Genomic DNA, 21,752 nt, shown 5'->3' with positions numbered 1-21,752 from the left:
CCGTCGGGTCCGGATGAGTCGAGCGGTGAGGCCGCCACGAAGATTGCGTACGGGACTGGCCCGTACCGGATCGGCCTGAACATCTCTGCGCTGCCTGCTCGAGCCTGCAGTCAATGGTGAAGTCTAGTGCCACGCCGGTGACCGCGTGGAGCAGTTCACCGAAGTAAGTTCCGTCGGCGAGGCAAAAGTCGGGGCACTACTGAGGCTGTCGCAAAAGAACTCCCTCCTGCCAACGCCGCCATCAACCAGGGCTCCCCAAGGTAGTGAGAACCGTGTACTGAGACTGACGTCCCATGCGAACGCCCTCCTGGTTCTCCTACCCCTGGGAGTGGACACCCGACAATGGTTCGTAGGAGTTCCGCCGGGACGCGGTCGATTTGTATCACGCAGGCGGCGGCACCCGAACCTACGCGGCCGTGGGGCCTCAGCATCAGCGGCGAGACGCTGCGGACCTGGGAAAACGGTGGACAAGACCACCAACGAGACGTTGACTGGATCTTCTCCTCGATGGACGCCGCAACCACCCATCGGTCGCGCCGACCAGCAGGCTAAGCCACGGTCGCCATCATTCTCGGCTTAACGCCGACCGAGATCGACACCACGGAGAACCAAATGGATACCTACGACCATGCGTTGTTGGGCTTCGCCCTACGGTGGAGACGCTACGGTGGCGGTGACTACTACATCTTCACTGAGTTCGGAATACCCCCCAAAATTTTCTACCAACGCGTGCTGTGGATGGTGGAAAAGCGGCTCGCCTCCGGCCTCGACCCGACCATGAGACAGCAACTTCGGGAACACTGCCTTGCGAAGTTGACTTCGTTTCAAGAACCGCAATGACAACGTAAAGCCGACGCAGCAGCAGCATCGTGGAGAACTCGCCGTCTGGCGGCCGGCCCACTGCAACCGCCCGCATCGGCACACCCAAAAGTCCCAATCAACCATGACTGCGCTGCCTCCGACCTGACCGATCCAAAATGACTCGACACCCAGTCCGATGCTGTTTGATTGAGACGTTGCGTACAGCAGTCATCCCACAGACTGGCTGCGACCTACGGACTCCTCGCCGGCGGAGGTCGGCAGATCCTCCGGTGCCCGCCCACCAGCATGATCTGCACCCACCACCACCATTTCGCCGGTAGTGCGCGAAATGTGCTCGCAGCAAAGTGAAATCAGGTGTGATTCGAAGCCCCTGCTCGCCATAGGTGGACACCCCTCCATTCCATCCAGCCTGCGAGATCCCGAAACACACAGTCGCGCGCGCGGGCGTGGGGTGTTCGCGCGCGCGGTGAGCGCGGTGAGTAGGCCCACTCCCCACGTCGGCGAGGGTGTCTGCGGCGTCGACCAGATACGCAGCCACGGTCGCCGGGTGCGCTGGCAACGGCGGGTGGCCAGGGGTGTGGCACCAGCTGCAGAAGCGGCGCCAGTCCGTGGTGCCACTCCGGAGCGGCCAACGCCATCCTGGGCCGTGTGTCGGTATCGGTCATCTCGCTCATTTTCCTTTCCCGCAGATGGTGTCTCGGTGGGGCGGACGGTATCCCCTGACCTGGACAGCGCGACTCGACTTCGCATCACGGCCGTCACGCCGTGATCGATGTCCTCCGTCACGGCATTCGTGTCCTCTTCGAAGCGGCCTTATCCCGTCATGAAGAGGAAGATCCGAGATCGATGAGTTGAGTGACATCGCGCGTAGAACATGCACCGAACCGGTACGCGCGCAACACTCATCGAGGTAGGTGGAGTTGCCTCATTCGGGTCGGGCGCATATACGGCGGCCGCAGACCGGCCAACCCGAAGCCGGCCGATTCCGGCTCCAAGAGCTCGGGCACACAGGCCGGTGGTGTGGTGCGCCCGAGACTCCCGTCGCTATGCAGGTGCGCCGACGCCCACCGGTCGGCGGCGGGGCAGTGTTCGAACTCCCACCGCACAACCCGACCCTCACCATGGGCCCGCTTCTTACCGATGCCATCCAAGCCACCCAGAATCGTGGCGACGCCGTCGAGATCTCCGACTCCACGCCAGGTGACCGTGCGAGTGCTGGTACCGCCCGTGACCTATCGCGCTGCGCCCTCCGAGGAATCCGTCACGCGCGAATCTGCCCCACACATCGGTGAAGAACGAGATTTCGAGAGGGGTGGCCCGGTCCAGCCGCAAGAGGTTTCGAATTGTGACTGAGCTGCTCGAGCCCGCGGTGATCGGCCCGCGATGCCCAGTGCCGCGCCACCGGATCACCGGCCGGGTCCTCGGGGACGTCGCACACCAATGCCAGTCCGCGCCTGCGAGCTCGCACCGAGCCAGTGGCAGCTCGAGGTCGGGCGGGGCGCACTCGGGTGTCAGCGCCGGCACATACTCCCCTCGATCGAGTTGCCGCGGCCTTGTGATCGGCCCACAGTTCGGCCGCGAGGATCCCGTGAGACTGATTCCCCACGGCGTCGCATGCGCCAGTCCCGACGACAGGTGCGCCCCGACAACGAACGGTGCCATCTCCCCGGTGCCCGTCACGTCAGCCAGCACAATGCTTCGATGACCCCATCGCGCAGTGGTGCGAGCTCGACGCGCCAGTCCACTGACTGCGGGTCCGGGCCGGCCAACACCACCCGATCCGATTCGGCGCGGACCCCGCTGCCGGCGGTGATCTCGGATCGGCAGGGCCGCTACCGGGCTCGCTACATGCCTCTGATGATTTCGGGGAACGTTCGGGTGTCGGTGTCGTCGAATCGGCTGTAGCTCTCCAGGGAGACCAACTCGAACTGACTCATCAGCCGGCCGTCATACGGGCCCAGGTCATGATCGTCTCGGTCTCACGCACCCGCGGGAACGGGTTCCCGCAGGGAGTGTTTCGACCTCGAATCGCATCAGCATCGACGAGCCGACATCCTTGCCGGCTCCGACCACTGCCGTGGCTGGGACCTTGCCCACCTTCAGGCAGCCATCGATCGGTGCTGACCTCCGCCGTTGCCGCCGAACACCCGATCGGGGGAACCAGCTCCCGCAGTCGCTACCGCCGACGACCGGTCAGACCGTCGCCGGTGACCTTCGTCAAAGAGCCGCCGTTGCGTAGCGCGTGCGCCGCCGAGAGGGGGATCTGCTGTTCGTAGCCGATGACATCGCGGAACAGCTCCTCGGCGATCCTGCGCAACCCGCCGCGCAGGGAGTTCCCGGACACGATCGGCACCAGCACCGGCCTGCCGTCCGGCTGGATCACCGGCTCGCGCCGGAACAGTGTCGTCGTCGTTCCGGAGTCCTCCCCCTTCTGGGAGATCGAGGACAGCGCGGTCAGCTCGACATCCCAGCGCACCGTCGACCTCATCATTTCTTCCTTCCCGCAGTGCGAGCGGCGGCCACGGCTTCGGCGACGATCCGCGTGCGCAGCACGTACGACGTGGGACGTGGGACGTGGGACGCGGACGCTCACGCAGCAACGTCAGCACCGCCTCGGACTCCTCACGCAGCAACGGCGCCAGTTCCAGCCGTTGGTCGGTGTTCGTCGGTTCCGATTCGAGGGACCGGGAGACCACTGACCACCACCGGTCGAGATCGCCGCCACCGATATATGTGGCGACCCGAACACTGTTCGGCAGGTGCTGGGTCCAGTACGTTTCCCGCCGCCGGCCGACCCATCCTGAATCCCAGTCGATCCCCGTAGTGCAGCAACAGCAGGAGGCGTTCTGCTGTCGACGCCGGACCCTCGAGCGGCGGCAGCCCCGCCGGTGCGCGGACGCGAGCCATTGATCGGTCCGGCGGGATTCATCAAGTGCAGGTTTCGATGGTCCTCGGCCCAGCCTTCTCCAACGAGGATCATCGATTGCCTCACTCCGCTTCGAGGGAACGCCAGCACTCACCGGGATCGCGTATAACGATTTTCTTCGTCCGTACGACGTGCTCCCATCGAAGGTTATCCGGTCGACTCCCATTAGGCGGTGGATACTGAACTGACCGGGTACCTCGGTGCCGTAAAGAAGATTGCAGCCACTACGACGAGTAGAATCGCCGAAATCGCCAGCGGCACTGTATAACTTCCGGTGACGCGATGCAACACCGCCGCCAGTAAGGGACTGACTGCCACTCCAAGACTAAACACGGCGTAGAGGACTCCGAACATACGGCCGTACTGCGCCATGGCGTAGTAGCGCGATGTCAGGTTGCCGAGCAGGTCGACCTCGGCGCCGAGCGCCAACCCAACCGCAAGCGCAGCTACGGTCCCTAAGGCCGCACCGCCGAATGCGAGCGCCGCGAAACCCAGCGCAGTGACGAACACGACGCAAGCTGCAACCCGGGGCGCAAAGAAGCGATCAACGAGCCATCCAACCACCAGACGGCTCATAATCATCGAGATTCCGATAAGCCCGACGGTCCGCGCAGCCGAACCGGACGACACACCAGCTTCGCGCAATAGCGGTACCAGGTTAAGTGTCATCCAAAATGCGGATACCGAGAGGATGAAGAAAGCGACTGCCAGCCGCCTGAACAGCGCATCACGAAGCAGCGGGGCAATACTCTGCCGAGCGAGCTTCTCAGACCGCGGCCTCGATGCGGCTGACTGCGCGGTCCGACGCGGCATGAGCACAAAGATAATGACGGCGGCGGCCAACGCAAGAAAGCCAATGACCCGGTATCCGGACCGCCAACTCTCCGCTAGCAGGGGGCCCAGAAACACCGGAAGGGAGAAGGCAACAGCACCTGCGCCGGCGAGCGAGATACCGAGGGCAAGACCTCGTGCATGGTCAAACCGCTCATTCAGGGTTCGTGTGAACGATACGGGTGTTGTAGCCGAAGCCAGCAAGTACATCAGAGCGAACATCAGCAGGTACCAGAGGAAGACTGGACCGCTGGCAGACATCGTGAGATACGCAGCACCCAGTGCCGCCATTGATACCACTGACGGTATCCTCGCACCGAATCGGTCGACGAGGAATCCGACGAGCGGGGCGGTGAGGACAAGTATCAGCGAGCCGAGCTGTAGAAGTGAAAGCTGTTCAAGGCTCCAGCCAAACTCCTCCTCGAGCGCGCCGACGACCAGCCCATTTGTAAAAACAGGGACGATCGCAATACCGAAGCCGATTCCGATCGTGGCTGCGGCGAGTGCCCGCCAGTGTCGCCGGAACTCCACTGTCTTGGATTGGGCAGCGATGACAGTGGAGCCTGACAGCGATTCGTGCGTCGATGCACTCATAGGATCTCCATTGAGGAAGGCGGGAAATGTGCGAGGAGGCGACTGCGGCGAAGTCGCGATAACCGCTGATCGGATGCCGTTTTCTCAGACGCTCCAACGCTTCGTAAGGCTCATCATGCGGAAGCGTCAATCTAGGCGCGAAGAGATGGGATGGTCTGATCGAACGAGACGGCTCGTAATTTTGTTCTGCGGCTACTGGTTAGCAACCACATCCTCTTGGTAGCTAGACGACAGCGTACGAGCCGCCGTCATCGCGAGTCCATACGCGCTTAGCGTAGGGGGTCTTCGCGCATTGCTAATCGATCACGGCTTGAATCAGGCTATATAGTTGTTGCAGGTTGAGTCCGTCAATTCCCACTCCCGAAGAATATCTGCACACGCCGCGGAGAATTACCACCGATACAGCTCCGCCTAGGTCGTGAGCAACTTGCCGGCCGGCCTCGGACGTGAACCTTTTTTACCAGTAACCGATAGACCACTCCGCGACCGCCGAAAAGACAGGACATGCCCTAGCGGGCGCGGAAAGCGCCCGATCCTACTTGCGATTTCGCCATACGCGCAGGCGTACTCGATGTACTTTTCACGAACCGTTGCCGTCGAATATTCCGTTACTCTTAGCTCATTATCGGCCTGAATCGAAGATACTCGCGATCCCAGGAACACAGCACACTAATACCGGAAGACGAGTTCAATTAACATGCCAGCATATGTAATCAGTGAAATCGAAATCACCGACACCAACGCTTTCAAGGAGTACACGACGCTCTCTCCGCCGTCGGTAGAGAAATATGGCGGTCGCTTCCTTGCCCGCGGCGGAAGCCTGGAGGTCCTCGAAGGCGACTGGTCGCCGAAACGACTCGCCATTCTTGAGTTTCCGGACGTGAGGTCGGCGAAAGCTTGGGTCGACTCAGCAGAGTACTCACCGGCCCGACAAGTTCGACAACGGAGTGCGATAGCTCGGATAGTAGCGGTCGAGGGAGTGCCAGATCATTGACATTGCTTCCAACCAGCAGCGCATGAGTCAGGTGTCGCTTTGCTCGTTGTGAGCCGCGAGCACCCCGGTCGGAGTTGTAGTGGCCGTTGGATGTGCCCGGGTTATGGACCACCTCGTTGCCACGCGCATGAGCGCCGGCTGCAAGGCTGCGTGGACTTCTGAGGTTCGCCATGGCTGGGAAGCGAGCAGCGCCGATGCGTCTTGAGGCGAGCCGCCCGATGGACGTAGTCGATCTTAGAGCTTGTCTCACCTGGGGTGCCTCTCTGTTTGTCAAGCTGCCCTGACGGATTGATTCTTCTCTGGTTGAAGACGACGCTTTTCGTCGGACAGCATGATGCGCCAGACGTGATCGGACAGGTGACCTTTGAGGGCGCGCCTGGCCGCTGCCGGCTTCTTGCCCTCGGCGATTTTCTTCCCGAAATAGTTGCGCCCGGCGCTGGCGCGCATTCGGATCTGAACCACAGCGACGGTGTAGAGCGCGCTGTTGAGCTGTCGGTCGCCGTAGCGTGAGAGTCGGTGCCGGTCGGTGTCGGCGCTGGCGATCTGGACCGGTGCCGAGCCGTTGTAGTTCGCATAGGCCGCCGCGGTCGGGAAACGATCTGGCCGGCCGGTGCGGCCGATCAGCCGGGCCGCGGTCACCGCACCGATTCCGTCGACCTCGCGCAGGCGGGTGCCGTGCTCGTCGAGGGTCTCGGCCATCTGCTTCTCGTTCGCCGCGAGCTGGTCGTCGAGGCGGCGGATGTCGGCGATGAGATCTCGACACAGCCCGACGCGCATCCGGTCGACAGGGCTCTTGGCGCGGAAGCTTCGTAACAGGGCGGCTGCCGCGGGAAAGTTCCCGCACCCGGGCGGTGGCGGTGGTCGGAACGTCGAGGGTGACCTCCCCGAGGACGAGCAGCCACTGCGCAAGGTGATGTCCGAGGCCGTAGGCATTCTCGACCGCCCACTGGCGTTGCGGCCAGGACTTGGCCCAGGCAATCAGCGTCTTGTAGCCGGTGAGGGTGGTGTCGATGCGGATCGAGCCGAGGTCGGTGTTGGTGGCCGGGTCGACCGCGGTTGCGGTGTGGGTGGACTTGTGCGGGTCGATACCGATGACGATCATGGAAGACGGTTCCCTTCTCTGTCAGGATGGGATCCGCGGAGGACAATCCGACTTCAAGTACCTCTCACAGCAGCTTGGGGTCACGCCTCTCTTCAGTCACTCCGCGAACGCAGACCGGGAGGGTCGGACACACCCCACAAGGGTCAACGCACCGTGCAAGTGACAGGAGCTTCTCGAGTCAGCCCTTCCGGTCTGCTACGGGACGCTACGGGTAGCTGACCCGATCACGAACCGCTGACACTCATACAAGTCGGAGCTTCTTGAAGCAGGTGAGTGCGGCGGCGAGGTGAAGGAAGCCGGCGAAGTGTTCGCCGTGGCGCTCGTAGCGGATGGTCATGCGCCGGTAGCCGGTGAGCCAGGCGATGGTGCGTTCGATCTTCCATCGGTACCGGCCTAGGCGATCGTTTCGCTCGATGCCGCGGCGGGCGATCCGCGGGACGATGCCTCGTTCGCGCAGCCACCGTCGGTGAATGTCGTAGTCGTAGCCCTTGTCGGCGCGAAGCTTTCCCGGCTTGCGTCGGCGCGGTCCGCGCCGAGACCTCACGCCCGGGATCGCGCTGACCATCGGTTGCAGCATCGTGCCCTCGTGGGTATTCGCCGCGGACACATCGACGACCAGCGGGATGCCGTTGGCCTCGACAGGACGTGGATCTTCGACCCCTTCTTGCGCGATCGACCGGACTCGGCCCGGTCAGCGATCCCCTTTTTTCGCCCGCACACTCGCAGCGTCCAGGATTGCTGCCGTCCAGTCGAGTTCACCGGCGCTACCGAGGCGGTCGAGCACCTCGCGGTGCAGTCTCTCGAACACCCCGGCCGCCGCCCAGACGGTAAACCTTCGGTGCGCGGTAGGAACGGTGACCCCGAACGAGGGCGGCAGATGCCGCCACGCACATCCACTGGTCAGCACGTACACGATCGCGGTGAACACCGCCCGATCATCCTCTGGTGTACTGCCACCTCCCTGCGGCCGCGCGGCGAATCGCGGAATCAACGGTTCGGCCATCTCCCACAACGCATCCGGCACCAACGCAGAGACAACTCATCTACCACGCGTCACATTATGTCCCACAGGTCACTTCATCCACATGAGACACGCTCTTAGACTTAGTGGTTCCGCCCATAAGTTCGTTGGGGGGTCAGGTCCAGGCCGTCGGGTCGTTGAGGTAGAGACCGCAGACGGTGTCGAGGGCGTCTTCTGGGAGTCCGGCGGTGTGGCCGTTGGGCAGGAAGGAGTCCTCGTATCCGTCCTTGCTCGCAAGGTAGGCCGCGAAGCCCCATTGGGAGGCGGACCCGCCGTAGCGTAGTCGCATCAATGGCTGGGTATCGCCGTCGACGAGTTCACCGGTGACATAGGCGAACTGGCCACGGAACCGAACTCCGACACCGGTCAGCTGTGGCCAGCGTTCGCGTGCGCGTTGGGACAGGCGCTGTTGCAGCCACGTCTTCGTGGACTGAGGAGGCGTGGCCATGATCACTGATCCTGCCCGACCGGCGCGTCGCGAGCCAGTCCGCCGGGTGAAACTCGAGACTGAAGTGACTATTGGGAACTTCGGTTTGGGCTATGAGCATTGCCTTTGATCAGTGCGGATCCGGTCAGGGTGACCGGATCCCAGCGCCGCGAGCTGAATCGTTTGCTTCGAGCCGGGCGCACCGAACAGCGTCTTGTGCTGCGCGCCACCATCGTTTTGTGGGCTGCGGATCGGTGCCCGAGTTCGCGATCGCCCGGGCGTTACTCGTGAGTGTGGAGACCGTCCGCAAGTGGCGGGGCCGTTGGAACGCCGCGCCGGGCGTGGCGTCGTTGGGAGACGCGAAACGGTCGGGTCGGCCACCGAAGTTCACCCCGGTGCAGGTCACGCGGGTCAAGGCGATGGCCTGCACACCCCCGAAGGAGTGTGGGGTGCCGTTGGCGCGGTGGTCGTGTCCGGAACTGGCCCGCCACGCCGTCACCGACGGGATCTGTGCGTCGATCTCGCAGGCCACGATTCGCAGGTGGCTCCCAGGACGCCCTCAAGCCCTGGCAGCATCAGTCGTGGATCTTCATCTCCGATCCGAACTTCGCCGCTAAAGCTAGCCGTGTGCTCGACCTGTATGCCCGGGTGTGGGATGGGGAACCGTTGGGCGAGCATGACTATGTGATCTCCTCTGACGAGAAGACGTCCATTCAGGCCCGCTGCCGATGTCACCCCACACTTCCACCCGGCTGCTCCCGGACGATGCGGGTCAACCACACCTACAAGCGGCGCGGCGCCCTCGCCTACCTCGCTGCTTACGATGTGCACCGCGCGAATGTTTTCGGTCGCTGCGAGGACACCACCGGCATCGTTCCGTTCGCCCGTCTCGTCGAGCAGGTCATGACCCAGGAGCCCTACGCGTCGGCGGAGCGAGTGTTCTGGATTGTGGACAACGGCTCCTCACACCGGGGGCAAGCGGCGATCGACCGGCTTGCCGAACAGTTTCCCAACGCGATCATGGTCCATACACCGGTGCACGCGTCGTGGTTGAACCAAGTCGAGATCTTCTTCTCCATAGTGCAACGAAAGATTGTCTCGCCCAACGACTTTACTGATACCGACGAAGTCGCCGCACGACTGGCGGCCTTCGAGACCCACTACAACCGGGCAGCCCAACCGTTCAAATGGAAGTTCACCACCGCCGACCTCGCCGATCTGCTCGCCAGGCTCGACCGCTACGAACGCGACCATGATCAGCCCGACAAAACAACCGCTCAAGCCCGTGCCGCATGACCCCCAACGAACTTATGGGCGGAACCACTTAGTTGCTCGCTTGGTCTCGCCATAGATCTCTGGTCAACGCGAACGCGACCTTGAGCTCCCTTGATCTACGGGACTGGAAGGTTTCCATGCCGCGCTCGCGGCAGGGCGGGCACCCTCAAGCACTACATGCAGCAGCGACTCCATCTCCTCGCCAAGGTCGAGCGACGGGTCCTGCTCTGCCCACCGGATACACGCGGACAAGTACCCAAGCGCAATGAGCCTGCTGGTCAACTCAGCATCGATGTCAGGCCGAAGCTCGTCCGATCGGTCGATAAGGAGGCTGGCAAGTTCGCGGCTCAGCGGTTCGACATGGATGCCGTTGACCCGAATTAGCAGTGGCATAATTTTCATGGTCTCGGTGCGGCTTCCTTCCGCCAGGGCGACGAGCGCACTGAGGTATCCACCGAGAACCTCTTGCAACGACGATGCTCGGCTCGTCCTGCCTGAATAGATGCGAGCAGCCTGACTCCGGCGCCGCGCCGTCCACTCCTCCAGGAATGAGGCTTTGCGCGGGAAGTGGTTGAAGACGGTTGCCCGCGCCACTCCCGCACTTGCGGCGATTTGTTCCATCGACGTGTCGTCGTATCCCTGCTCGACGAAGAGCGTGATCGCAATATCGAATATCCGGTCACGCCGCTTGTATCTGCCGCGCGTCCGTCCGTCAACGCGCGACACCGCCACTTTGGCTGCCATGACCTCAGTACACCATCCCGTCTCCAACAACTTGGACTTGAGTCTTGCCTATATGGCGTCATGTGTCTATGGTCACATAGTACTTGGACTGCAATCCAAATACATCAAGTGAACGGCTGACCAGTGCGGACGACCGCTGACTACCCTCATTGTTCGGCATCAACGCCCGGCAATGCGCCTAACCGTTGGGAGAGGAGATCAACGTGCTACCTGACAACGACTCATTGGCACTTTTCGTACAGGCGGCCGAGCTCCAGAGCTTGACCAAGGCAGCTGAGGCCTCCAATATCGGGCTAGCCGGTGCAAGCCGCCGCATTATGCTTTTGGAGGCGCGGCTAAAGACTTCGCTCTTCGACCGGACGCCACGAGGCATGACGCTCACGCCGGCAGGGAAATGGCTGCTACCCCAGGCGAGGTCAGTGCTGACACAGATGCACGAGATGCAGCTGACCCTGAAAGATTTCTCTGCGGGTCGTCAAGCCGTTCTCCGGCTCCTTGTGGACTCCTCCATGATGCTAGAGCACTTCCCTGAAGATCTCGCCACGTTCTCGAAAGCGAACGCGGATGCGGAGCTGATCGTCGAAGAATGCCGAAGCGAAAAAATTACACGCGCTCTTCGTGAATCTGGGGCCGATCTCGGAATCGTGGTGGAAGGGATCCCGACCAGCGGACTTGATGCATTCGTCTACGATGCCGACCGTCTCGCGATACTGGCACCGGCCGGGCATCCAGTTGCGACGAAGGTGGATGCGAGCTTCGAGAATCTGCTAGATCATGATCTAGTCACCCTTGAGAACGGTTCGTCAATCACGCGTCTGCTGTCTGAGCGGGCGAGTTTAGCCGGCAGAGAATTTGAGCCCAAAGTGCAGGTCCGTAGTTTTGAAGCGATCTGTCGTATGGTTCAGGCGGATCTCGGTGTCGGCATTCTTCCCCTCAAGGTCGCGACACTCCTGGCTACCGATATCGGCGCGGTTGTGCGTCCCCTCCACGACAACTGGGCAGAGCGCAAGATGTTCGTATGCGTGAAGAATGAGCGTGCCGCGAATCCGTTACTATCAAAGTTGCTGAAGCAGCTTTCTTCGGCGAGTGAGCGCTCAACACCGACAGAGCGGAACCCGAGCAATCTCTTCAATATTCGTCCCGCAGTCGCTTGATCCACTGTCTCAGTACACAAGCCGATTCATGGCCGGCCAACGTTCAATTCCTGTGCGCCCCAGAATCTGAACCACGCCATTCTGTCGATCCTATATCGCTCAAGATTTACCCAGGTCATCTAGGTTCAGGACCGGTCCAGTGGGCTTACCCCTGCGGTCACCACCAATCTGCTGCCGATCATCAGCTGAGCACAATCAAAACTCGTTCTCGATGCCCGGAACCACCCGTAGTTACTAAGGCGAGCGTAAGTATGTCGACTGATTATGCGGCGGCGCGGATGTAGGCGAGGTGGGGGTCGGCGAAGAAGCCGCGGACGAGGTGCGGCATGCGTTGCAGCCGCCGCAGAGCCCGGGTGCACAGGGTCTTGAACTGGTCGGGCCCGGTGATGCCGGATCGGCCGATGCGGTCGTGTTTGACGTTCTTCCATACCCATTCGTCCGGGTTGAGTTGCGGCGAGTAGGCGGGGATGCGGAACAGGGTCAGTTGGCCGCCCGTGGAGTCGGCGAAGGCGGTGACGGCCTTGGACCGGTGGACGGGATGCCCGTCGAGGATCAAGAACACCGGCCCGTCGTTGTCGCGGAGCAGGCGTTTGCAGAAGTCGATGAACTTCGCTGCGGTGAGGGTGCCATCGATGATCGAGAACCGCAGAGCACCTTTGGCACTGATCGCGGAGATCATGTTCACCGAGAACCGGGCCCCGGTCACCGCAACGACCGGGGTGCGCCCGACCGGCGCCCAGGTGGTGCCGGCGTGGTAGTCGCTGCGCACGGATGCCTCGTCGGTGAAGTAGATCGTCGCTTTCGCCTTCTTCGCCTGTTTCTGGATCTTCGGGAACGTCGTGCTCTTCCACTGCTCGACGGCCTCGGGGTCGGCCTGATACGCCCGGTAGAGGGGTTTCTGCGGGGACAATCCCATCGCTTTGAGCCACCGGCCGACGGTGACCTCGGACATGGTGACCCCGAACTCGCGGCCTATCACCTCGCGAATCATGTTCCGCGTCCACAGGGCGAACTCGAACTCGAGCTGACGCGGATCGGTGCCGACGATGATCGAATACAGCCGCGCCAGCTGATCGCCGGTCAGGGTGGGAGGTCGGCCGGGCACCGGTTTCGCTTCGAGCGCCTCCCAGCCCCCGGCGCGGAACTTCGCGACCCACCCGTAGACGGTCTTGCGGTGCAGCCCCAACGTCTCGGCGACCTGTTCGGGGTGCGCCCCGGCCTGAACCTGCTCCACCGCACGCCTTCTCAACACAGCAAGGGTTGCATGGTCGAGTTTGCGGCCATCGTTATCTCGCACACCGTGATTCAATCAGACACAAGGCCAATAGTCGACATACTTACGCACTAATTAGTAAGGACCAACTTGATGAACGACGCCCGCATTCTCGACACCCGCACGGCGCAGCTCACCCTCCACTCAGCCACACCGGAAGCGCTTGTGGAGGTCGAGCAGCGCGTGCTCTGGTTGGCGACGTCGATGATCCACCACGCCAACCGGGTTCGTCCCAACCCGACGGGGTTGAAGGTCGGTGGTCACCAGGCCTCGTGCGCGTCGATGGTGTCGATCATGACCTCGCTGTGGTTCGAGCAGCTCCGGCCCGGTGACCGGGTGTCGGTCAAACCCCATGCCTCCCCGGTGCTGCACGGCATCAACTACCTGCTCGGTGAACTGGACGCGAAGTATCTGACGACGTTGCGCGAGTTCGGCGGGCTGCAGTCGTACCCGTCGCGGTCGAAAGACCCTGATCCGGTGGACTACTCGACCGGGTCGGTCGGGATCGGTGCGACGGCCCCGATCTGGGGTGCCATCGCCCGCCGCTACGTGAACACCCAGATCGGTTCTGCGGGCACGGGCCGCCAGTACTCGCTCGTCGGGGACGCCGAACTGGACGAGGGCGCGGTGTGGGAGGCGATCCTCGACACGTCCGTGTCCGAACTCGGGGAGATCGTGTGGATCGTCGACCTGAACCGGCAGTCCCTGGACCGGGTGGTGCCGAACATCGCCGCGGGCCGGCTCGAGGCCATGTTCTCAGCCGCCGGGTGGCAGGTGATCACCGTCAAATTCGGGACCCTGCTCGAGTCGCTGTTTACCCGGGCCGGTGGTGCGGCGTTGCGGACCCGGATCCTGGACATGCCCAACCCCGAATACCAGCGACTGCTGCGGTGCGACGCCGAGCAGGTGCGGGACCGGCTGCCGGGAGCGGGGGCGGATGCGATGGCCATTGCCGCCCTGATCGCCGGCCTCGACGACGACACCCTCCTCAAAGCGATCCGCAACCTCGGCGGTCACGACCTCGACGCCCTGCGCGCCGCGTACGCACAGATCGACGACACCCGCCCGACGGTGATCATCGCCTACACGATCAAGGGCCGCGGCCTGCCGACGCAGGGGCATCCGCAGAATCACTCGTCGCTGCTGACGGCGGAACAGTACGAACAGCTGGCCGCGGAACTGGGTATGGACCCTGCGAACCCGTGGGCGCGGTTCGAGCCGGACAGTGTCGCGGGCCGGGTCTGCGATGCGGTTGCACAGTGGCTGCGGCGTGACCCCGTCGAATTCGGCACCCCGCCGTCGGTGCCGGCGGACATCGGCCGCACCCCCTCCGGGACATCGACGACCCAGGCCGCCCTCGGGCGCGCCCTGCTGGACCTGTCCCGGGAGGCCCCCGACGCGGCGAAACGGGTGGTGACCGTCAGCCCGGATGTCTCGTCCACCACGAACCTGGCGGGGTGGCTGAACAAGGTGGGGGTGTGGTCGCCGCACGAGCGGCGCAACTGGTTCGACGACGACGCCGAGACGATCATGCACTGGCGGGAGAAGCCCACCGGGCAGCACATGGAACTCGGCATCGCCGAGACGAACCTGGTCGGGTTGATGGGCGAGCTCGGTTCCACCTGGAGTCGCTGGGGACAGCCGCTGTTCCCGATCGGGGTGATGTACGACCCGTTCGTCGAACGCGCCCTCGAGCCCTGGTCGTACGGCATCTATGCGGGTGGGCAGTCGATCCTGGTCGGCACCCCGTCCGGGGTGACCCTGGCGGCGGAGGGTGGGGCGCATCAGTCGATCAAGACCCCGTCGATCGGCCTCGAACAGCCCGGCTGCATCAGCTACGAACCCGCCTTCGCGATCGACGTCGAGTGGACGCTGCTCGACAGCATCTCCCGCCTGGGCCGCCCGGACGGCTCCTCGTCGTATCTGCGGCTCTCGACCCGCCCGGTCGACCAGACCCTCGCCGCCGTCCCCACCGATCCCGCCGCCCGGGAACGCCGCCGCCGTCAGGTCGTCGCCGGCGCGTACACCCTCCGGCACACCGACAACCCGACCGTCACGCTGGTCGGGATGGGCGCGATGATCACCGAAACCCTCACCGCCGCGGACCGGTTAGCCGAGCAGGGGATTGCCGCCGACGTCGTGTGCGTGACCAGCCCCGGGTTGTTGTGAGGCGGTGCAGGCGCGCCGCGGCCTCGCCGACGCCCCGTCCTGGATCCTCCACCAGGTCTTCCCCGCCCACCGGGCGGCACCGATGGTCACCGTCCTCGACGGACACCCGCACACCCTCGCGTTCCTGACCGGCATCAACCACGTCCGCGGTGCCGCGCTCGGTGTCAGCAAGTTCGGGCAGGTCGGCTCCCTCGACGACGTCTACCGCTACCACGGCATCGACACCGATGCCGTCGTCCGCACCGCACTCGACCTCATCGACTGACCCAGAGAACCCAGAGAGACACCACGAATGATCACGAATCAGATCGCCGCGACCACCGTCCTGCTGCCGTCGCTCGGCGAGAACGTCACCGAAGCCACGATCACCCGCTGGCTCAAGGCCCGAGGGGACCGAGTCGCGGCGGGCGAGCCGCTGCTCGAGGTGTCCACCGACAAGGTCGACACCGAGATACCGTCACCCTCCGATGGCATCGTCGTCGAACTGTTCGCCGCCGAGGACGAGGTCGTCACTGTCGGCGGAGCACTCGCATTGATCAGCTCGGTTGATACTGAGGCGCCGCCCCCGCAACCCGGGCCGTCCACACCAGCGTCCGCACCGGACGCCTCGCCACCCGCAGCGATCACGCCGCCGGTGGTGTCGTCGGTGCCGACCGCGTCGGGGCCTGTCGCTGCTGATCGCATCGAGAAGTTGCCGCGGATCCGGCAGACCATCGCACGTCGCATGCTCGAATCTCTTCAGACCTCAGCGCAACTCACGACCGTGGTCGAGGTCGATGTCACCGAAATTGCTCGACTGCGCACTGCCCACAAGGATGAGTTCCACCGCCGTACCGGAGTGAAGCTGTCCTTCCTACCGTTCTTCGTCTCGGCGGCGGTCGAGGCGCTCGACGAGCATCCGGTCCTCAACGCCTCGGTGAACCCGGATTGCACCGAGGTGACCTATCACGCGGCCGTGCATCTGGGAATGGCAGTTGACAGCGACAAGGGCCTGATGGTGCCGGTAATCCGCGACGCCCACGCACTCGACATCGCCACCCTCGCCCAGGCCATCGCTACCAGCGCCGACAATGTCCGAACCGGAAAGGTCAGCCCGGACGATCTCACCGGCGGCACGTTCACCATCACCAACACCGGCAGCCGCGGCGCACTGTTCGACACCCCCATCATCAACCAACCCCAATCCGCGATCCTCGGTATCGGCGCCGTCGTCGAACGCGTCGTCCCCACCCGAGGCGAGGGTGGGGCACTGCAGATCGGTGTCCGATCGATGGCGCATCTGTCCATCTCGTACGATCACCGCATCGTCGACGGCGCCGACGCCACCCGCTACCTCACCACCGTCCGGCAGCGGCTGGAAAGCAGGTTTACCGACGAGGAGGTGCAGTAATGGCCCCCAGGACCTCATCGCCGCGCTCCAAGAGTCGAGCCGCCGAAATCGTCCGCTACATCGACTTTGCACTGCAATGGGCAAACTACGGCGAAGGCGAAGAGTACATCCTGCCAGAATTCGGAATTCAACCCAGGACCTATTACCTGCGTCTGCTGAGGCTTCTGCAAACCGGTCACGCGCCACACTTGGAGTCGACGGATCGAGCCCAGCTAGTCGACCTCTGCAAGACAAAACTCGGGAATTCCAACACCCCACCGCCTTGAGTGTGGCTCATGTATTGAAGTGACTTGTCGTACATTATGGGATGCACGGAAGATCAGTTGTCTCTGCAATTTGTACCGGATGCGGTGAGCGTCGAACGGTCGATTCCGGCGCTTTGCCGCACGGCGGCGGAAGCCCGCGATCGACGTCTACGTGCTGACCAGTAGATTTGCGTAGCGCCATCTTCCGCCATCGTCCGGTGTTACCTACATTCGTGACCGCGCACCGAGCGTGCGGGCCCGCGCGATGAACACGGCATCGGCATCGTGGAGTTCCTCCAGGCCCGGCTCGACGAGGACGAGCAGGGCGCGCCCGGCAAGCCCGTCGCCGTGCAAGTACCGTCGCGACCCCAGTGTGCCACAAACTGTGCCACAAACTGCGCCACAAACTGCGCCACAAACTGCGCCACAAACTGCGCCACAAACTGCGCCACAAACTGCGCCGCGAAGTCCTCGATCTGCTCGGTGCGCCCCGCGAACTCGACTGGACGGCAGCAACCCCTGCGCGACACGCGTGCATACCAAAAACGGGGATTACTGACCGAACGGAGTCCTACCGGCGAGGTCAGAAGGGATCGACGATCCATGTCGTGCCCGATGTGGACGGATTCCCACTGGCCGTCGACGTGCCCGGAGCGAACCCTCACGGCAGCCGTGACCTCGAGAACGAGCCCGGCCTTGTCGAGGCACCGGAGCAGGCCGGCACCATAGGAGCCGGTGCACTCGACGCCGATCCGGGCGAGGTCGCCGTGGCTGCGCATCCAGCGCAGCATGGCCCTATGGCCGGCGCGGGTGCGGATCTGATCACGCAGTTCCTCGGGCGCGGAGATGCCTCCACCGCTGGCGACGGGCTGCGCTTCGCGGTTCCGGGGTGGACTGCCCGCTCCACCCTTATCTCGTCGGATACTCCTGTGTGCCAGCGGATCCTGATCCTGACTATGCCGCGGTCCGTCTCCGGGGGCAGGGCGATGTCGGCGATCAGGGTGCGCAGCAGCCGCTTGCGGTCCTTGTTGCTGGTGGTCGGGGCGTGCCAGAGCCCGGGGAGGTCGGCGGCGAGTTTCTCCAACTCGATGGGGCTGGGCAGCGGCGGCAGCGTGTCCTGGGCTGCGGCCAGGGCCTGCTCGGCGTCGGCGAGGGCGGCGAGCTTGGCCTCCCGACGGGCTCCAGGCTGCGGGCCACCAGCAGGTTCTCCGGCTCGACCGAGTGGAAGGCGCGTTCGGCCCGGTCCGCCTCGTAACGGGCACGTTCGACGGCGAGCTCGTGCGCCCGACTCACTCGCCGGTGCCGGTCTGCGACCTCGTCGGCGGCCGCCAGGGCGAGCACTATCTCGGTGGGATCGACTGCCGCCAAAAACCTTTCGCCCACCACGTCGTCGACGGTGGCCGCCGCAACGGAGCGGCAGGTCGGTGTGGTGAGCCGATCGGCACGGGAGCTGCACTCGTAGGACGGCCTCTGGTCGGTCAGGCAGTCGGTGCGTATCGGCTTGCCGCAGGACCCGCAGACGAGGATGCCCTGACACAGCGCCGACCCCTCCCGCGGTGGCCGGGCCCCGGCATTGGTGCGGTTGGCGGCCAGGGTCTCGTTGGCCAGGTAGTCGGCCCAGCCGATGTAGCCGTCGTGGTGACCGGGGATCAGCACCGGCCATTCGGCTCGGGACCGCTCGATCTGCCCGGTGTGCACCGTCCCATCCGGCTCGACGGACGCCCCAGCGCGGCTGCCCGGCCCAGACCCCGCCGTAGGCGCGCAGCGGGAACCGCCGGCCTGCGAACGCGGCCACCACCCCGTAGGCGGCCCGGGACAGCATTAAGGCCACGGTTTTGATGTCACTTGGCGTAACGACACGTCATCAGTGGTTCACTCGCGTTCGCCTTCTCGACCCATACCGGCCGCATCTTGTGTGGCTCTTCCCACGACGCTTACCACCACGACTCATTCACCGCAGCAGCTCGGGGCGGTTTGACACCTGCACCTGCATACCGGTGCCGAAGGACCTACCTTCATCTCCACAACAGCACGACAATCACGCGACTACGCCTTCTACATCGCTACCTCGCAATCGTCTTCAGGACACACTAATGCTCTCGCCGAATCGTTCTTCCAAGGACTCAAGAGGGAGTGGCTGCACGGACGGAGTTGGACGTCGAAGTCGCAGGCACGGCTGGAGCTGTTCGAGTGGCTCTCGTACTTCAACCGACGTCGCCGCCATTCCGCCCTCGGATACCTCACCCCGGTGGAGTTCGAACAACGGCTGATCGCGTCGTCTACGCTGTCAGTCGCCGCATGAAATCGGGTGTCCACTCCCGATGCTGACACCCGCCCAACCAGAAGAGCTTGGGCAACCTCAATATCCACCACGTGATAAATCGACCGCTGACTGGGCCAACGTCCAACCTTGCCAACTTCACAAACTAAGCGCCCTCGCCTCAGTCGCAACCGCCACCAATGTGACGTTCGGATGCTTACGGCAACGAATCCATCGACGCCGGCGCTCATCCAACTCGTGGTGTTGGTGATCAGCACTCAGCCGCGGCCTACACCTGCCTGTCGCCTTGTGTGGGCTGGCCCCAGCGACGGTATCCATGCGCGAATACTGTCAGCCGGAACTGCACACTCCGACTGCCCAACTCCTCGTCTCGAGGTTCTCCGCGGGTTTACCCCTATCGCTGGAACGTGGTCAGATTTTCGGTCGCCCACTGGCTGAATGTGCGCCCAGGACGACCGCTGATCATCGCTGTGGAACGTGAGGCCTCGGAACGCTCGGGCAGCATGGCCCAGTAGTCGAGCACGGCCTCGACAAGCGCTGGGGGGACGTGGCTGGCCAACTGCTCGGCTGCCTGCTTCCGCGTCGGTTCGCGCACCTCGATCTGGCGGTCCAACAACTCCCCCAGCGTCCGCACCTGGTCTCGGAAACTCATTACCTCCGGTCCGCCTAGAGTGATGGTCTCACCATCCAGCTTGTCTGTGGTCAGCGCCAACTCGGCGACTTCGGCGATGTCCTCGGGGTGAATGACGTCCAATCGGGTCTCTGGGTATAGCTGCTCCACCGGTTGACCTGCGCGTATGAACTCCGCCCATCCCAGTGCCATGGTGGCGAATCCACCAGGGCGCAGGACGGTCGCTGTGAGTGGCGCCGCGCGCAAGGCCTGCTCCACTAGCAGGTGATGCCGAGCCAGCGCATTGCGCTCTCCGTCGCAGACGACCACCGAGTCCGACGAAAGCAGCACCACACGCCGCACGCCCGCTGATACGGCGGCATCCAGCAGTGCATCGATGCGCCCCGGATCAGCGTAGAGAAAAACGTCGGTCACGCCGGCGAGGGCCGAGGCAAACGTCTTCGGTTCGGCGAGGTCCAGCGCGACAGCCGGTACACCGGCAGGCAATTGAGCCTTCTCCGGGGCGCGGCCCGCGGCACGGACATCATGACCGGACGCGTGCAGACGATGCAGCAGACTCCTGCCGATACCGCCACGAGCGCCGGTGATCAATGTGGTCACTAGTACCTCCATCAAGTTGGGAATCGATTGGGACTTCATTGGGACATCTGGCCCGGGAAGCGGGGCCACGGTGCATTCCATCGATGATGATCACATTGGTCATCGCCTGTCGCACCTACAGCTTGCGATGGCGCCGAGTCCGCTTCGCGACAATCGCGTCACCCGGATTAAGGACATGGCGCGATTGCTAGCGTATACGTCGGCAAACATATCTACATCGGACAGACCATTGTAGAGCACTCGTCCCCACGTTCAAGTGCGGCATTCTTGCGTCGACTTAGATCGAGCGCGACATCGACAATCATGTCTTCCTGCCCCCCAATCAATCTGCGGCGGCCGACTTCGAGCATGACGGCACGAGAGTCGAGATCGAAATCTCTCGCGGCGCGCTCCGCGTGCCGCAGAAAACTCGAGTAAACCCCGGCATAGCCGAGTGTAAGCGTCTCACGATCAACCCGAACCGGGCGGTCCTGCAGGGGTCTGACGATGTCGTCGGCCGCATCCTGCAGTTTGAACAGGTCACAGCCGTGTTTCCACCCGTATTTGTTGGCGACCGCCGCGAACGCCTCGATTGGACAGTTGCCGGCACCTGCGCCCATGCCCGCCAGAGATGCGTCGACCCGACTGGCTCCATTCTCGACGGCGACTACCGTGTTCGCCACCGCCAGCGAGAGATTCTCATGCGCATGGATGCCGCGTTCCGTTCCTGGCTGGAGAGCGGCGTCGAGTTCCCGGAAGCGTGCTGCTGTGTCGGCCATCGTCAGGCTACCCGCCGAATCCGCCAGGTACACGCATTGGGCGCCATAGCCTTCCATCTTTCCGGCCTGAATACCGATATTGTCCGGCGTAGTAGCTGAAGACATCATCAGAAATCCGGAGACGTGGAAGCCGAGCTCTGCGGCGGCCGCAATGTGCTGAGCGGACACATCAGCCTCCGTGCAGTGGGTGGCGATGCGGACTAGTTCGATTCCCGTGTCGCGAGCGCGTTTCAAGTCGTCGATGGTGCCGATGCCCGGAAGCAGGACACACGCAAGCTTTGCGCGTTTCGTCACCTTCGCCGCTTCGCGAACGTAGGCGAGATCGGTGTGCCGGCTGAATCCGTATGCCAGGCCGGATCCGTTGAGGCCGTCACCGTGGCCAACCTCAATCGCATCGACTCCTGCATCGTCGAGTGCGGCGGCGATCTCCCGAACTTGGCCAAGATCATATTGGTGCCCGATCGCGTGCATGCCGTCGCGAAGCGTGACGTCTGTAATAAATACTTTCGGCATGT

At 63.5% G+C, this 21,752-nt stretch carries 14 protein-coding genes and 7 pseudogenes; 8 read left to right on the top strand and 13 right to left on the bottom strand.

The annotated features are described in order from the left end of the window. Window positions 1-612 precede the first annotated feature (612 nt). A complete protein-coding gene (locus JWS14_RS47210) occupies window positions 613-840 on the top strand; it encodes a DUF3263 domain-containing protein (protein ID WP_206017089.1) in 228 nt (75 codons plus the stop codon). A gap of 884 nt (window positions 841-1,724) precedes the next feature. Here JWS14_RS47210 and JWS14_RS52115 read toward each other — a convergent pair. The 4 genes and pseudogenes from JWS14_RS52115 to JWS14_RS47200 form a co-directional block, all read right to left on the bottom strand. Beyond that, window positions 1,725-2,045: pseudogene (locus JWS14_RS52115) on the bottom strand (hypothetical protein); the annotation flags it as partial. A gap of 118 nt (window positions 2,046-2,163) precedes the next feature. Then, window positions 2,164-2,502 (bottom strand): annotated as a pseudogene (locus tag JWS14_RS52110) (hypothetical protein); the annotation flags it as partial. A 496-nt stretch (window positions 2,503-2,998) separates the two neighbouring features. Then, on the bottom strand, window positions 2,999-3,313 hold the full coding sequence (locus tag JWS14_RS47205) for a hypothetical protein (RefSeq protein WP_206017088.1): 315 nt from the start codon (window positions 3,311-3,313) through the stop codon (window positions 2,999-3,001). 600 nt (window positions 3,314-3,913) lie between these two features. Further along, entirely contained in the window at window positions 3,914-5,173 is a 1,260-nt protein-coding gene (locus JWS14_RS47200; protein WP_206017087.1) for an MFS transporter, read from the bottom strand. Between the two features lie 697 nt (window positions 5,174-5,870). Here JWS14_RS47200 and JWS14_RS47195 point away from each other — a divergent pair. Further along, window positions 5,871-6,167, top strand: coding sequence for a DUF1330 domain-containing protein (locus JWS14_RS47195; protein WP_206017086.1), 297 nt, complete (start codon window positions 5,871-5,873; stop codon window positions 6,165-6,167). Between the two features lie 270 nt (window positions 6,168-6,437). Here the strand turns inward: JWS14_RS47195 and JWS14_RS51615 are convergent. The 3 genes and pseudogenes from JWS14_RS51615 to JWS14_RS47180 form a co-directional block, all read right to left on the bottom strand. Next, window positions 6,438-7,269 (bottom strand): annotated as a pseudogene (locus JWS14_RS51615) (transposase). Window positions 7,270-7,510: 241 nt separating this feature from the next. Next, window positions 7,511-8,272 (bottom strand): annotated as a pseudogene (locus JWS14_RS47185) (IS5 family transposase). A gap of 133 nt (window positions 8,273-8,405) precedes the next feature. Then, the gene (locus JWS14_RS47180; RefSeq protein ID WP_206017085.1) at window positions 8,406-8,738 is read right to left on the bottom strand and encodes a hypothetical protein; all 333 of its coding nucleotides are present in this window, start codon (window positions 8,736-8,738) and stop codon (window positions 8,406-8,408) included. Window positions 8,739-8,830: 92 nt separating this feature from the next. Between JWS14_RS47180 and JWS14_RS51610 the strand changes: the two genes are divergently transcribed. After that, a complete protein-coding gene (locus tag JWS14_RS51610; protein ID WP_338051810.1) occupies window positions 8,831-9,334 on the top strand; it encodes a helix-turn-helix domain-containing protein in 504 nt (167 codons plus the stop codon). Window positions 9,335-9,344: 10 nt separating this feature from the next. Further along, on the top strand, window positions 9,345-10,013 hold the full coding sequence (locus JWS14_RS51605; protein WP_338051809.1) for a transposase: 669 nt from the start codon (window positions 9,345-9,347) through the stop codon (window positions 10,011-10,013). A 63-nt stretch (window positions 10,014-10,076) separates the two neighbouring features. On the opposite strand, the gene JWS14_RS47170 is transcribed toward JWS14_RS51605, so the two are convergent. Continuing rightward, the gene (locus JWS14_RS47170; RefSeq protein ID WP_206017084.1) at window positions 10,077-10,736 is read right to left on the bottom strand and encodes a TetR/AcrR family transcriptional regulator; all 660 of its coding nucleotides are present in this window, start codon (window positions 10,734-10,736) and stop codon (window positions 10,077-10,079) included. Between the two features lie 203 nt (window positions 10,737-10,939). Between JWS14_RS47170 and JWS14_RS47165 the strand changes: the two genes are divergently transcribed. Continuing rightward, entirely contained in the window at window positions 10,940-11,890 is a 951-nt protein-coding gene (locus tag JWS14_RS47165; RefSeq protein ID WP_206017083.1) for a LysR substrate-binding domain-containing protein, read from the top strand. Window positions 11,891-12,152: 262 nt separating this feature from the next. On the opposite strand, the gene JWS14_RS47160 is transcribed toward JWS14_RS47165, so the two are convergent. Beyond that, window positions 12,153-13,142 carry an IS630 family transposase gene (locus tag JWS14_RS47160; RefSeq protein ID WP_259376174.1) on the bottom strand — a complete coding sequence of 330 codons (990 nt, stop codon included), beginning with the start codon at window positions 13,140-13,142 and terminating at the stop codon, window positions 12,153-12,155. Between the two features lie 114 nt (window positions 13,143-13,256). Between JWS14_RS47160 and JWS14_RS47155 the strand changes: the two are divergent. After that, a pseudogene (locus JWS14_RS47155) lies at window positions 13,257-15,597 on the top strand (transketolase-like TK C-terminal-containing protein). Between the two features lie 27 nt (window positions 15,598-15,624). Beyond that, window positions 15,625-16,722, top strand: a complete 1,098-nt coding sequence (locus tag JWS14_RS47150; protein WP_206017082.1) for a 2-oxo acid dehydrogenase subunit E2 — start codon at window positions 15,625-15,627, stop codon at window positions 16,720-16,722. Between the two features lie 913 nt (window positions 16,723-17,635). Here the strand turns inward: JWS14_RS47150 and JWS14_RS47145 are convergent. Then, window positions 17,636-17,779 (bottom strand): annotated as a pseudogene (locus tag JWS14_RS47145) (IS110 family transposase); the annotation flags it as partial. 184 nt (window positions 17,780-17,963) lie between these two features. Next, window positions 17,964-18,665, bottom strand: coding sequence for a recombinase zinc ribbon domain-containing protein (locus JWS14_RS47140; RefSeq protein ID WP_206017343.1), 702 nt, complete (start codon window positions 18,663-18,665; stop codon window positions 17,964-17,966). Window positions 18,666-19,047: 382 nt separating this feature from the next. Here JWS14_RS47140 and JWS14_RS47135 point away from each other — a divergent pair. Next, window positions 19,048-19,269, top strand: a pseudogene (locus tag JWS14_RS47135) (integrase core domain-containing protein); the annotation flags it as partial. Window positions 19,270-19,642: 373 nt separating this feature from the next. Here JWS14_RS47135 and JWS14_RS47130 read toward each other — a convergent pair. Both JWS14_RS47130 and dmpG read right to left on the bottom strand, forming a co-directional pair. Next, entirely contained in the window at window positions 19,643-20,479 is an 837-nt protein-coding gene (locus JWS14_RS47130; RefSeq protein ID WP_206017081.1) for an SDR family oxidoreductase, read from the bottom strand. 212 nt (window positions 20,480-20,691) lie between these two features. Then, a complete protein-coding gene (dmpG, locus tag JWS14_RS47125) occupies window positions 20,692-21,750 on the bottom strand; it encodes a 4-hydroxy-2-oxovalerate aldolase (protein WP_206017080.1) in 1,059 nt (352 codons plus the stop codon). Between the last annotated feature and the right edge of the window lie 2 nt (window positions 21,751-21,752).

Origin of the sequence: Rhodococcus koreensis, assembly GCF_017068375.1 — a bacterium.
GTDB lineage: Bacteria > Actinomycetota > Actinomycetes > Mycobacteriales > Mycobacteriaceae > Rhodococcus_F > Rhodococcus_F koreensis.
This window is presented reverse-complemented; position numbering and strand designations above follow the sequence as displayed.

Excerpts from the sequence above, each read along its gene's own strand:
- JWS14_RS47210 (WP_206017089.1), top strand. The coding sequence starts at position 613 with ATGGATACCTACGACCATGCGTTGTTGGGCTTCGCCCTACGGTGGAGA.
- JWS14_RS47205 (WP_206017088.1), bottom strand. The coding sequence starts at position 3,313 with ATGATGAGGTCGACGGTGCGCTGGGATGTCGAGCTGACCGCGCTGTCC.
- JWS14_RS47200 (WP_206017087.1), bottom strand. The coding sequence starts at position 5,173 with ATGAGTGCATCGACGCACGAATCGCTGTCAGGCTCCACTGTCATCGCT.
- JWS14_RS47195 (WP_206017086.1), top strand. The coding sequence starts at position 5,871 with ATGCCAGCATATGTAATCAGTGAAATCGAAATCACCGACACCAACGCT.
- JWS14_RS47180 (WP_206017085.1), bottom strand. The coding sequence starts at position 8,738 with ATGGCCACGCCTCCTCAGTCCACGAAGACGTGGCTGCAACAGCGCCTG.
- JWS14_RS51610 (WP_338051810.1), top strand. The coding sequence starts at position 8,831 with ATGAGCATTGCCTTTGATCAGTGCGGATCCGGTCAGGGTGACCGGATC.
- JWS14_RS47170 (WP_206017084.1), bottom strand. The coding sequence starts at position 10,736 with ATGGCAGCCAAAGTGGCGGTGTCGCGCGTTGACGGACGGACGCGCGGC.
- JWS14_RS47150 (WP_206017082.1), top strand. The coding sequence starts at position 15,625 with ATGATCACGAATCAGATCGCCGCGACCACCGTCCTGCTGCCGTCGCTC.
- dmpG (WP_206017080.1), bottom strand. The coding sequence starts at position 21,750 with ATGCCGAAAGTATTTATTACAGACGTCACGCTTCGCGACGGCATGCAC.